14 protein-coding genes and 1 rRNA gene are annotated in these 13065 nt (G+C 43.9%); 1 reads left to right on the plus strand and 14 read right to left on the minus strand.

What is annotated here, in order from left to right; all coding sequences use genetic code 11:
* Positions 1 to 71: 71 nt before the first annotated feature.
* From C170_RS22380 to C170_RS22430, 12 genes are all read right to left on the minus strand, one after another.
* The gene (locus tag C170_RS22380; RefSeq protein WP_036614215.1) at positions 72 to 1232 is read right to left on the minus strand and encodes an AI-2E family transporter; all 1161 of its coding nucleotides are present in this window, start codon (positions 1230 to 1232) and stop codon (positions 72 to 74) included.
* 309 nt (positions 1233 to 1541) lie between these two features.
* Positions 1542 to 2576, minus strand: coding sequence for an LLM class flavin-dependent oxidoreductase (locus C170_RS22385; protein ID WP_017690813.1), 1035 nt, complete (start codon positions 2574 to 2576; stop codon positions 1542 to 1544).
* A gap of 159 nt (positions 2577 to 2735) precedes the next feature.
* The gene (locus C170_RS22390) at positions 2736 to 3047 is read right to left on the minus strand and encodes an ArsR/SmtB family transcription factor (RefSeq protein WP_017690814.1); all 312 of its coding nucleotides are present in this window, start codon (positions 3045 to 3047) and stop codon (positions 2736 to 2738) included.
* 114 nt (positions 3048 to 3161) lie between these two features.
* The gene (locus tag C170_RS22395) at positions 3162 to 3743 is read right to left on the minus strand and encodes an NAD(P)H-dependent oxidoreductase (protein WP_036614218.1); all 582 of its coding nucleotides are present in this window, start codon (positions 3741 to 3743) and stop codon (positions 3162 to 3164) included.
* Between the two features lie 166 nt (positions 3744 to 3909).
* A complete protein-coding gene (locus C170_RS22400; protein WP_036614220.1) occupies positions 3910 to 4332 on the minus strand; it encodes a MarR family winged helix-turn-helix transcriptional regulator in 423 nt (140 codons plus the stop codon).
* A 187-nt stretch (positions 4333 to 4519) separates the two neighbouring features.
* Entirely contained in the window at positions 4520 to 5197 is a 678-nt protein-coding gene (locus C170_RS22405; protein ID WP_036614223.1) for an NAD(P)H-dependent oxidoreductase, read from the minus strand.
* A 211-nt stretch (positions 5198 to 5408) separates the two neighbouring features.
* Complete coding sequence (locus C170_RS22410) at positions 5409 to 7154, minus strand: methyl-accepting chemotaxis protein (RefSeq protein ID WP_036614227.1); 1746 nt, start codon at positions 7152 to 7154, stop codon at positions 5409 to 5411.
* A gap of 195 nt (positions 7155 to 7349) precedes the next feature.
* Positions 7350 to 7808: a DUF523 domain-containing protein gene (locus C170_RS22415; protein WP_036614230.1), complete on the minus strand. Its 459-nt coding sequence runs from the start codon at positions 7806 to 7808 to the stop codon at positions 7350 to 7352.
* Between the two features lie 58 nt (positions 7809 to 7866).
* Positions 7867 to 9150: a hypothetical protein gene (locus C170_RS22420; RefSeq protein WP_036614232.1), complete on the minus strand. Its 1284-nt coding sequence runs from the start codon at positions 9148 to 9150 to the stop codon at positions 7867 to 7869.
* On the minus strand, positions 9147 to 9398 hold the full coding sequence (locus C170_RS31585; protein ID WP_305955708.1) for an RNA polymerase sigma factor: 252 nt from the start codon (positions 9396 to 9398) through the stop codon (positions 9147 to 9149). Before C170_RS31585 ends, C170_RS22420 begins: the two co-directional genes overlap by 4 nt.
* An 81-nt stretch (positions 9399 to 9479) precedes the next feature.
* A complete protein-coding gene (locus C170_RS31590; RefSeq protein WP_305955709.1) occupies positions 9480 to 9725 on the minus strand; it encodes an RNA polymerase sigma factor in 246 nt (81 codons plus the stop codon).
* A 230-nt stretch (positions 9726 to 9955) separates the two neighbouring features.
* Entirely contained in the window at positions 9956 to 10690 is a 735-nt protein-coding gene (locus C170_RS22430) for a class I SAM-dependent methyltransferase (RefSeq protein WP_036614235.1), read from the minus strand.
* A 162-nt stretch (positions 10691 to 10852) separates the two neighbouring features.
* Between C170_RS22430 and C170_RS22435 the strand changes: the two genes are divergently transcribed.
* Positions 10853 to 12205, plus strand: a complete 1353-nt coding sequence (locus C170_RS22435) for an MATE family efflux transporter (RefSeq protein ID WP_036614239.1) — start codon at positions 10853 to 10855, stop codon at positions 12203 to 12205.
* A gap of 158 nt (positions 12206 to 12363) precedes the next feature.
* Here the strand turns inward: C170_RS22435 and C170_RS22440 are convergent, their stop codons facing one another.
* Both C170_RS22440 and rrf read right to left on the minus strand, forming a co-directional pair.
* Positions 12364 to 12717, minus strand: coding sequence for a FlxA-like family protein (locus tag C170_RS22440; protein WP_036614240.1), 354 nt, complete (start codon positions 12715 to 12717; stop codon positions 12364 to 12366).
* Between the two features lie 272 nt (positions 12718 to 12989).
* Positions 12990 to 13065: ribosomal RNA gene (gene rrf / locus C170_RS31685) — 5S ribosomal RNA — on the minus strand; the annotation flags it as partial.

The following is a 13065-nucleotide window of genomic DNA, read 5'->3' on the forward strand; positions in this document are numbered from 1 at the left end:
GTACCGTTTTATACAGGATACAAAGTGACTAAATCTTCTGATTAACTATCTCTTGGAGCTTGCCACTTCGGTTATAAAAGATTGTTCTTGTTCGGGTCGTACAGGCCCGATCTGTCCTTAAACCAGTTGAAGATATGTGATACACATACTTTGAGCACCGCGTATCCTGGAACAGCGAGCAGAATGCCCACGACTCCAAACAGATTACCCGAAGTCAGAATGACAAAGATAATCGTGATAGGATGGATTTTCAGCGTTTTACCCATGATCTGTGGTGAGATGAATTTACCTTCAATTAACTGTACGATCGTCCATACGGCAACCATTTTCAGCAGCATCACCGGAGAAGTGACGAGTGCCACGATCAATGCTGGTGTAATCGCAATTGCAGGTCCCAGATACGGAACAACACTTGTGAACGATGCGATAATTGCAAGAATCAATGCATAATCCAGACCAATGACCATATAACCGATGTAGAGCAGAATACCGATGCAGAAGCTGACGATAATCTGTCCACGAATGAATGAACTGATCTGGTGATTGATGTCTTCCAGCACATGCATTGCGCCCGTACGGCTCTTGATCGGCAGGAAAGACAGAATTTTCGCTGGCAGCTTCTTGCCGTCTTTCAGCAGATAGAACAGAATGAATGGAACCGTTACGATAGACAGCACGGTCTCAGTGAAAGCTCCGAGGAATCCGCCCAATTTGGTCCAGGTCGAGTTCAGAATTTCAGTAGCCTTTTGGGAGATTGTTCCCCACCAGTCCTGCGAATTCAGATTCACCGTTTCCTGGAACTGACCGAACAATTTACTGCCCGTAAGCTCCTCAAACTGCTGTTTTACCGTCTCACTGTAGGTTGGGAAATTTTCAATCAGCCCCACAATCTGGTTACGCACAACCGGAATGACTGCCAGCACTACGACGGTCAGAATGCCTCCAATCGCAAGATACAGGATCAGAATGGACCAGCCGCGCTTGATTTTCCACCTTTCCATCACATCCACAATCGGATTAAGCAGATAATAGAGTATGCCTGACAGAATAATAGGTAGGACAATGGTTTTGATGAGTACTGCGAGCGGATGAAGAACAAAGGATACTTTGGTCAGAACCATCACGTTCAGTCCCACCAACAGCAGAATCAGTAGAAATAGGACAAATTTGTTGTTAAGAAAAAATCGTTTGAACCGCTCCGGCCAAACGCGGGGTTGCTCAGGTTGCTCCATAGGCGTGTCGTCCTCTCTTATGACCCTTAATCAAAACTAAACTATAAAGCTAAATAAATGCCCACACACGAAAAAAATACCTTGTACAAGCCAACATATGTATAACACTCTGGATTTATACGTATGGTGCTGTTTAACCGTTTCAAATTAAACCGGTAAAGTCATTTTACCCCAAAATGAGTCTTCTGCCCCACACGAATCATTTGCAAATTCTCCCTATTCAAAAACGGCTCGCCTCACTGGGAGACGAACCGTAAATTTGTAACTATACCCTACTATTAATCCAGCTTTTACGCTGAAAAATGAAGATTAAGCTTTCCCCGCTAATTGTGCGATTAACTCATAGGAATGCAGACGTGCCTTATGATCATAGATCATCGACGTAATAATCAGCTCATCTGCCTGCGTCTGCCGAATGAAAGATTCCAACTGTCCACGTACGGTTTCTGGTGAACCATTAACAGCTGCCTTCAGCGTCTGCTCAACACCAGCTTTCTCACGATCCGTCCATTTGCCTTCCATCTCTGCCGGAGGCTGTACTAATCCCGTTGTGCCGCGAATAATGTTCAGGAACTGCTGTTGCATCGTTGTACCCAGCCATGCTGCTTCCTCGTCTGTATCCGCAACAACAGCATTGACACCAACAATCACATGTGGCTCCTTCAAGCTTTCAGATGGTTGGAAGTTGTTTCGATACGTCTCTAATGCAATCCGGGTGTAATCGGGCGAGAAGTGGCTGGCAAAAGCAAACGGCAATCCCAGCTGACCTGCCAGACGTGCACTGAAATCACTGGACCCCAAGAGGTAAATTGGAATATTCAACCCTTCTCCAGGAACTGCGCGAACAGGTGCATGATAAGACGTCGCCGAAGCATCAAAGTATGCTCTAAGTTCTGCCAAAAGTTCAGGGAAATCTTCCCCACTGTTCAGATCTTTGCGTAGTGCAAGCGATGTACGGCGGTCACTACCTGGTGCGCGACCCAGTCCCAGATCAATTCTGCCAGGATACAAGGATTCCAGAGTACCAAACTGCTCAGCGATGACAAGCGGTGCATGGTTAGGCAACATGATGCCTCCTGAACCCAGACGAATCGTTTTGGTTCCACCAGCCAGATATCCAATAACAACCGAAGTTGCGGAAGAAGCAATACCCGGCATGTTGTGATGTTCAGCTACCCAGTAACGGTGATATCCCCAACGCTCTGCATGCTGTGCCAGATCGAGACTGTTGCGCAAAGCATCAGCAGGTGTTGCACCCACAACGACGGGAGCCAGATCCAGGATGGAAAGCTTAACGTCATTAATATGTTCTTTATGGGATGAAGCCGTATTTTCTGTAGTCATTATCGTTTAATCTCCTCGATGATTATATTTTTGTATATCCAGATATATAGATTAATTAAATCACAACTGGATATGGTGATGTGTTCATAAACTAGCCGTTTACATCCGGACGGAATCCCTGCCTGCATATGCATCCTAGCTTCCGTTCCGGCATCCGGCTTATAACTCGTTCTGTACGTACTCGGCAAACTGACGGATCGTCTCCTCGTTGCGCCGATAATACGTCCATTGTCCTCTGCGCTCGGAGAGCAGCAACCCTGCCTTGAGCATAGTCAGCAGATAACTGGATATAACCGACTGAGCCAGTCCAGCCTTCAGTTGAATCGTGCCAACACAGATTCCGTTCTTGCCACCATCCGGATGCTGAGATAGTTCCAGCGGTGGGAAGTGTTGCTCCGGGTTTTTGAGCCACAACAGGATTTGTCTACGTGTCTCGTTCGATAATGCTTTAAATATAAGTATAGGTTCCATGGGTACGATTATACCCCCTTTCATCCATTTTGCAAACACATGAACAAACAAACCGACTCATGATCGAGTCGGTCTGGTATTATATGGAATCCTCATCTGGATTCAACATCCATATTAGAAATTGGTTGTAATCGTCTGTTTAACCTGATCCAACATGGCTTGATATGCGGGTGCATCCAGGTATCCAATACTACCGAAGAGCAGATGATCTACGGCTTCAATACCTACAAAATCGAAGATACCTACGTCTGAAGTTAATTTCAGTCCAGCAGTCATGCCAATCTGATCATAAATTTCACTTGGTGTACCATGTGTGTTGATGATGAGTCCTTTTTTGCCTGTCAGCAATTTCTCGATTCCCGCTTCACCCGCTGCATATGCAAAACCATTAGCGAATACACGGTCAACATATCCTTTCATAATGGCAGGAAGACCTGTCCACCAGATCGGATAGATGAATGTGATAATTTCTGCATCTGTAACAAACTGTTGCTCTGTTGCGATATCCTGTGGTGTCTGTCCTGCACGCATGGAAGCTGTGTCAGCTTCAGTCAGTACGGGTTGGAATCCAAGTTTGTACAAGTCACGAACGACTACTTCATGGCCTTGAGCTTTGAGAGCTTCTACAGCAGTATTGAGGATTGCGTTATTCAAGCTGTCTGTGTGCGGGTGAGCATATACGATAAGATGTTTCATAGTGTGAATCCCTCCAGGTTTGGTTTAAGTTAGGTTGCGAAAATGGGGTTACATTGATACGCTCCCATATACATAGATATCTATGTATATGGGTAAAAAATATTTGGGCTCCTCTGCCTCCACCCCAGTCAAATCTGGAAGGGTTGCAGACAGAAGAGTTCATTCATTATAACTTTCGGACAATAATGGATAGCAAGCTCTCCAATTGCTCCGACTGTTCGTTGGACAAACCACTATAGATGATGTCATTAATCTGCTCTGATACCTGATGGAAGATCGGTTCGAGTCGCTTCCCCTGTTCGGTTAGGCGAATCATCGTCACTCGGCTATCTTCGGCACTCTTGCTGCGTTCAACATAGCCAAGCTTCTCCAGCTTGTTGACCAGTACCGTTACCGTTGGTTGCGTGCGTTGAACACGTTCAGCCAACATCTTGATCGACAGCGTCTCTTCCCGGTACAAGAACATCAATACATCTCCATGAGAAGGAACAATCCCTGTTACCTCATGCTGTTCCAATTCGTGTACAATCCGTTTGTTGACATGGTCTCTGATTCTTGCAATCAGTGCAATTGCGTTGTATTTAGGCATGACCTCATTATACATAGACATCTATGTAATTTCAAGTTCTTTTTATAAAAAAGAAAAACAGCCCGATATTTTCCATCCTGCTAACATGTGGAAAATATCGGGCTGTTTCGATTCTACTTTGATCCTGATCTATAATGTTAGATCTTAGCTAATCGTTTTTTGAATTCATGTTGGATTCATGCTGAATTCAGTTAATCCATTGCGTGATTTTCTCAACGGATTGTCGGGACTTCTCACGCTGGGGCTCCTCTGCCCGATAACCGAAGGCTGCCATCATGGAGACGCCCCATGCGCCATTTTCCAGCAAGCCCTCTTCTTCCATAATACGGTGGACGCCCTCACGGCTGAAACCTTCGATTGGACAAGAATCAATCTCGATCTGAGCTGCCGCCGTCATCATGTTGCCAAGTGCAATATAAGTCTGTTTAGATGCCCAGTCAAATAATGATCGTGGATTATCCAGAATTTTCTGGTTATTTTGAAACTTTCCATAAGCCTCACTTGTTAGCTCAAATACGTTATTAGGCATTCCCTTTGTTTCCTTCAACATGTACTCCGCATAGGGAGAATTATAACTGGCATCTGATCGGGCCAAAATAACAACAAAATGGCTTGCTGTAGCCAATTGCTTTTGAGCGCCGGAAGAGACTTCGGACAGACGCTTACGCAGGTTTGGATTTTGTACAATCAGAAACTTCCACGGTTCAAGGCCAATGGAACTTGGAGATAATCTGCCTGTTTCCAATATAAATTGGAAATCCTCATCCGAGATTTTGCGGGTATCATCAAATATCTTTGTTGCATGCCGGAAATGATACGCCTTTAAGATGTCTTCCTTTGTCTTTGACTTTGCTGTAACTTCCATGGAGCTCCACGTCCTTTTTATAACTTTTTTTATGTTGAACAATAATGTTTAAGTGGTTTCATCTCAAGTATTATTTTAGGTTCTATATGTATAAATTAAAAGTACGCACATTATTGTTTCTTGGTTTATAAAAGTAAGTATTGGATGAAAGACAGCAATAATCCACTGGGCATACATGGCCCTAGTGGATTATCTATGACTCTTTTTCCTTTTAAATCTTGAAATCTTGAACCAGCTTATTCAAATTTAATGCACTATCCTTGACTTGATCAGATTGTTTAACTACTTCCACAGATTGCGCAGCAGAGGCAACCATATGTCCTGCAATTTCCTGACTGGATGCGGCTGATTGTTCACTGGCTGATGCAATTTCGTGAATGGAGCCCACTAGTATTTTGATATTTGCAGTCACTTGTTGTGAGGTTGCATTGAGATCTTTAACTGCATTGGCATGATCAAGAGAATCGACATAATACTGTTCAGCTGTATCCTCCAATAATTTATAATCTTTGCCAACCTGATTGAACATAAAGGATAGCAACTCTTTAGCATTCGAGGACAGATTGGTCACAGACTGCATAACTTCTTCCGTGACCTGCTGAATTTGATCGGCAGCCTGTCTGGAATCATCAGCCAACTTTCGAATCTCGCTTGCAACAACCGCAAAACCTCTACCTGCTTCTCCAGCCCTTGCAGCTTCAATGGATGCATTGAGTGCAAGCAGATTAGTCTGCGCCGTAACATCCAAAATGGATTGAGATAATATACCAATCTGATCTACAGCTGTTGCACGTTCCAGCGCTTCTGACATCTTCTTACTCGTATGATCATACATGTCTATGGCTGCTCGGCTCGATTCGCGGGCTTCCTGCTTCAACTTTTCAGCCTTCGTGCTGGTCACATAGGCGGACTCTGCTTGTTTAGATGTCTGTTCCGATATATATTCAGCTCCCTGTTGCATCTCCGCAGCCGAATGATTCATATTTTCCGTATGGGCTGAAGCCTCTTCCATTGCAGCCGAGAGCTCTTCAACTGTAGCTGATACTTCACGAATTCGTTCATTCAGACCAGCCATGTTCTGGTTGGTAAGATCGCTAACCTGGTTGATATGATGAGATTCCTGAACTACACCACGAATGACATTTGTTGTGGAATCGGTCATTGTACGAATAGCTCGTGCGATGACACTTATCTCATTATTTCCCTGTGTTAGATGCGGATCTAAGGATGCCGTTAAGTTGCCTTGTGTTATTTCTTCACAATAACGGGTGATAGCTTTCATTCGTTGACGTATACTGCGAATCACTACAAATGAAATAAGAATGAGTGCTGCAAGTGAAAACAAAAGAACCGAACCGAGTACCAATGCTCGTTGCTGAATTACTTCCTGTGTATCCGCATAGAGCTTGGCTGACTCTTCTTCGTTATGCGCACTCAAAAGGGTGATCGTCTCCACAATCGCTGTACTGCTTTTGTTAATTCTTCCTCTCTCATCACTATCGTAGGTGCCCGACATCTTTTTGGTATCCATGATTTGCTCAATATCCTGATAATATGTATCCATCTTTGCTACCAAATCTGCAAATATCTCTTTTTCTTTGGTATCCAATGTTCTTGCTGAAAATTCATTCAAACCATCCGTGATACTCTTCTTACCTTTCTGAACCTGATCGTACTGTTTGTCGGTATACTCTGCATTATCAAGAACCTTTGTATAATTGGCGCGCATATTATAGAAATTACTTTTCAATTCAAGAACATTGGTTTGATGCTGGAAGCGGTCATTGTAGAGGATACCTTGTCCCGTTTTTGCTTCGTTCATTCCGAAAATCCCAATCAGAAAAACAGTAAACAAACCGATTAGACTAATTACAGTCATGATGACCATCGTTGTTGTTAATTTCATATTTTTGAGTTTATTTCCTTTCTTATTTTTTGGCTTAGACTGAATTGACATGATTATTCCCCCACTTTAAATAGTAGATAGCCTTATATATCTTATATCTATATCGTATGTATCCATATTGTTTGTTAGCATTTCAGGAAAATCGACTTTATTCATTTGATGAGAAAAGTAATGGGAGACAACAGAAAAGCCGCCAGGATATAATCCAGCGGCTTTTCTGTGAATATGAAACGATATCTGTTCGACCTATAGTTGCTCCATCCATTCATTTTCAGAAATGACGGTATATCCTTCTTGTCGCAGCAATGCTGAGGTGACACCTTCTCCAGTTACCTTGTGATTGGCAAAATTCCCATCATAGATCATCTTTGTACCACAGGACGGACTAAACTCCTTCAGTACCACACACGATACATTCATTTCTCGCGCCCATTCGAGCGTCTGATAGGCTCCCTTAATATACAACTCTGTGACATCCTTGCCGCTTTTCTCGATCACTTTTGCAGTGCCTGCCAGCACGTCCTTGCCCGTGCCACCGATAATTTCAGCCGCTTCCCGTGGAGTGGAGAATCCGCCAAGCAGCTCCGGACATACCATCTTAGCCTGCTCCTGCTCCACCAGCTCCTGAATCTTCTCTTCCAGACTCGCTGTTCCGTTGTAACGGCAAGCTACCCCTGCCAGACATGAACTCACCAAATATTTCATCGTTATCTCCTTATACACATTCCATCTATGAAGTAAATTGTAACATATAAGATCAGCCCTATAACTCGCCTCTGGTGATCATCTTGATCCGTCCATCTTCCCTATATTCAACCTGAAAAACATCCTTGCTCGACTCCAGTTCAAATGTGACCATGCCTGGATGGTCAGGATTACGGTGAAGTTTATACGCTTGAAGATCCATTTTAAATATTTTTTTAATTATAGGTTCTACTTCTCCTCTAAGAAGAGACTCCTGTATGTTATATAGTTCCTGATAATAAGCCTCTATTTCTTCCCAGTCTGCAAAGTCTTGCTCATAGTGATTAGCATCCCCAACCGTATAACCCATGCCCGCTTTTCCTTCGGTCATCTGTACAAAGTAGTTATCTTTAAAGGAAAAAAAGACTGTATCCTTACCAAGTTCATCATCTTTGCTTCGGCTTGCTCTTACCAGATCAAGATTGGCTTTACCAGACAGAGCCTCAATCGCGTTTCTGGCATCCGTCAGCGCTGCCTGGGATACTTGATCAGGTCTAAGGTCACCTGTGATCGAGACAGCCTTGTCCTGCTGCCATACAATCTCCCCATAACCATCGCCAGTCTCATTCTCTAACGCTAATGTCGTATGCGATATTGGCTCCGACTCCCCTTGCTTCATACTCACAAAACGTTGGACTGATGCAGGTTTAAGCGTTGGAGTGCTGCCTATACTTTGCAAGAGGGATGGAACTTGACGCAGATAACGGTGTTCCAGCTCACTTGGCTGCATCTCTCGTCTCATCTGTACTTCACGCAGATTTCCTGTTGTCGCATCGAGCCATATCTGCGCATACTCCTTCTCGCTTTCATTTCCAGCCTCTACATATATTCTGCCGGACACAGGCAGGTCTTCCACTTTCTTAATCTTCAGCTGTTTACCCAGATCATCTCGCATCGTAGTTGCAACATTTCTTTTCATTTTGTCGGTTAGCAGATTTGTGTTCAAACCATCGGATAACTGTAACGTTGCTGTCGGATAGACCTGCTCGATCACGGGTCTCACCAGCTGTCCATCATCCCAGATCCATAGGAACAATCCAGCAGCAATAACCAACGCACCCGTGCCGGCAACAAGAGGCCCTCTTCTAAGGCGACGCTTGTGTGACGCATTTTTCACTTGCGGTCTAAACGGCCTGGATAACCTGGAACTGTCCTCTAACCTATCTCCCTTGCTTTCCTCTTCCGACTTCTTCATCCACTCCACCTGTTGAAGCACCTTTCGCTTGTGATCCTCTGTAAAAGGAGACAAAGCAAACGGTCCCTTCCGGATTTCCTTTTCCCACTGCTCATCCTTGTGTCTCATTTGCTTCGCTCCTCCCATTGTTTCCGTACCTTATCCTTACCTCGGGATAGTCTGGATTTTACTGTGCCTAAGCTGATTTTCAACATCGCAGCAATCTCACTCGTCGTAAGCTCATATTTCAGATTCAGCAAAAGAATCTCCCGAAACTTCTTTGGCAACGCCAGAACAATATCCCAGATTTCATGGATATGCTCCTTACGCATCACTTCCATCTCGGCCGAAGGATGTGCAGGCTGCTCTGCAATCATGACTCTTTGGTTCGAACCCCCATGCTCTGTCTCAATGGGTAACGTCTCTCCCCACAGACTGTTACGAAAAAATCTGGATTTTCAATATGTAAAAGTCGTGTTCCTAGTAATCGTCAACAGCCAGGTTTTCAGTGAGCAATCTCCACGATAATGAGCAATCCCCGAATACGCCCGAATAAATACCTCCTGTGACAATTCATCTGCCTGTTCGGCACTTTTGGTCAGAAAATAAGCGTAATTCCAGACGTCATTTCCGTAGTCATCCATTATGCTACTAAGTGTGTAATTGTCTATGGTCTGAGCCTGTGCCAGTAATTGATCATCCAACTGTTGTTCACCTCACTTAATATGACTGAGTCTAATGTGATTTGGTTCCCTGTTTTGGACATTATTTCTTATTATTGTAGCAAAATAAAAAAACAGCATGTTCAACATCGCTGGACACGCTGATTCCTTCAAGTTTGCTTAGTTAGAAATCTCTATCAGAAAGCTTTTAAGCGAACGCTCCACTTCCTCAGTTTCTTTCTGCCCTCTGGTCTATCATATCATTTTCATCGTTATACTTTCACAGCAGCAATCATCAGAAACATCGGTCTTCGATTTTCGTCTCGCATGCCTGGAACCTGTTCGATCATCTCTGGTGATGGTTTGGATTCAGCCACCTTTTGAATAGCAAACCCTGCCTTAATCAGTTCATTGAGATGTGTTGCCAGAGTGCGATGATATTTAACCACATCCTGATTCAGAAAGTTCGCCACACGTTTCCCTTCATCATGGTAATCATCCACGGGCCAGTGCAGGATTTCACCTTCGGGTCCGTAATGCCAATCCTGCGCAGCGCGAGCGGTGAAGATCGGATGTTCGGAAGATAGTACAAATGTGCCACCTTCTACGAGACAATCATTGATCTTAGCGTACACCGTGTCTAATCTTTCAATATAATGCAAGGCAAGTGAACTAATCACAATGTCGAATTGTCCCGGTGCAAAATCAATATCTTCAATCGCCAGCTGCTTGTACTGGATCTGCGGGTCGTCCGTCATTTCACGAGCACGCTGAAGCATATTTTCAGACAGATCTACACCGATCACTGAACTCGCTTGCTGCTCTCGCGCATACCGGCAGTGCCACCCAAAACCACATCCCAAATCCAGCACACGCTTGTCCTTCAAATCAGGCAAAAGAGTCTGCAGTTCATACCACTCCCCGGCTGCATCCAGCCCTTGAACGGAACGAGCCATCTTACTATAGTTGTCGAAAAATTCAGCTTCATCGTATTTATTTTGTTTCATCAAGAGATTCCTCCCGCCTTATAAATATCCACCTACTCTATCACATAAACGATATTTAAACGCAAAAGTTGCCAAGAGAATTCATGGCGTGTTATCATACAGAACGAACGTTCAGTATTATTAAATACAGAATGAACATTCAGTTTACTAACGGAGGTCATTATGAATACGAATTGGACGCATCCATTGGAAGGGCAATCTGTAGGTAAAGCTTTTATAAGTTACCTCGTGCCTTCTGTATTGGGGATGCTGGTAGTTGCTTTTAATTTTATTATCGACGGCATTATGGTTGGACACAAACTGGGTTCTACCGCCATGGCCGGGATCGGCATTGCCTCACCTGTCTACACGCTCTTTGTTGCCATGTCACTGTGGATTGGTATGGGCGGGGCAACGTTGTACTCCAACGCTATGGGTAGAAAAGATATCACTTCAGCCAAACAAATTTTCACCAAATCCATTATGCTCATTATGTTAGTTACGGTAGCCATTGGATATGTTGCATTTACATTCAAAGACAAACTGGTATACTCCCTCGGTGCAAACGCCGAGACCTTCCCGTTTGCTTCAGACTATATGAATATCATGTTATTGTTCGGGTTTGTTTTCACCATTGAGAATGCACTCTCTATCTTTGTACGAAACGATGGGAATCCCAATACGTCCATGTACGCTCAGATTACGTTTGCTGTTGCCAATATCATTATCAATTATATAACATTGTATGTACTCGAATGGGGTGTACGCGGTGTGGCCCTCGGTACAATTGTATCGGCGTCTCTTGCGCTACTTGTTCTGTTCACTCACTTTTTCAAAAAAACAAATAATCTCACGTTCACCCGGTTCAAGTGGAACAACAAACTGCTGGCTTCCCTGCTGCTCATTGGTTTCCCCAGCTTTCTGGCTGAACTTGGCATGTCGGTCTTCTCTGTCTCTCACAATATCTCCATGGACCGCATTGCAGGCACGGATGGTGTAGCATCCTTTACCGTGTTGAACTATATTCATGGTGTTGTATTGTTGGCTTTCCTGGGTCTGGCATCCGCTGCCCAACCTCTGATCAGCTATTATCACGGTGCCAATCAGATTATACGGGTACAACAAACGATACGTTTAGCCACTAAAACAGCTCTGGCATGCGGTCTATTATTACTGGTTGTTGTTCAGATCGGTGCACCTTATTTCGTGCAAATCTTTGGAAACTTCAGTAGTGGCGTAACGGATAATGCCGTTTACGGATTACGTATATTTACATTTGCCTATGTGTTTATGGGTGTTAACTTTGTCATGAGCACCTATTTCCAATCTGTGGGTAATGCCAAAATGGCCATCTGGATTACAGCTGCGCGTGAAATGATCATCATGATTGCGTTGATTGCAGTCCTGCCTTCATTCTTTGGTGTCACGGGTGTGTGGCTTGCCGTACCGCTGTCCGAAATGCTGGTTCTCGCAACCATAGCCTTGTACTATAGAAAACGATCCCTAACGGATCGAGTACACGCGTTGCAGTCTTGAGTAACGTTAACAGATAATAATAGCAACAGATAGCAAATAAATGGAACGTAGATGGAATGTAGGTAGACCTCATAATAATCTAACAGAAAAATAAACAAAAGCCCTGCACGATCAATATAGATCGCTCAGGGCTTTGTTTTATCCTAAATCAGATGTCATTAGATGCGTATATCAAATCGGCCATTACTATCTGTTGTTGCGTTCGCAATCTCCTTAGGGGTAGCTACGCCCATTCCATTGGATGGTGGTTGGGCAGGTGGTGCCTCCTTCGTAGCAGTTGTACCGGCTCCTTGAGAGCTTTGCTGTGCAATCTGTGCCTCAATCTGCTTGATCTGCTGTTCAAGTTGTTTGGTCTTAGTCTCCTTGGTTTGCTCATCATCCTTGCTGGATTGCACTTTCTCCAGTTGAGCCTCAAGCTTCGTCTTTTGTTTCTCCAAGCTACTTGAATTGTCCGAACTCGAAGATGTCGATATGTATGATGTAGTGGAGCTGGATGTAGAAGATATATTCATTATGATTTTCCCCCTCTTTACTTGGCTTCACTATACCCTATCCCACTGAAACGTACGTTAAATTCAACTGAAAGGTTGCTGAAGGAGCTAAGAATCAGAAGTCGAACAGATGGAAATATACCTACCAGCATTAATAGTCTGATCAATAATATTGAAAGTCTTCATATAAGTGAAGAATCTTAATTTCGTCTCATCTGTAAGTTAGTTGTTTGCCAGTGTAAAATAGTAAAACAAAAAGACACACTCGATATCATCAAGTGTGTCTTTAGATTGCTTGGCGGCGTCCTACTCTCCCAGGACCCTGCGGTCCAAGTACCATCGGCGCTAGAGGGCTTAACGGTCGTGTTC

It is taken from the genome of Paenibacillus sp. FSL H7-689 (genome assembly GCF_000517905.1).
In the GTDB taxonomy this organism is placed as follows: domain Bacteria; phylum Bacillota; class Bacilli; order Paenibacillales; family Paenibacillaceae; genus Paenibacillus; species Paenibacillus amylolyticus.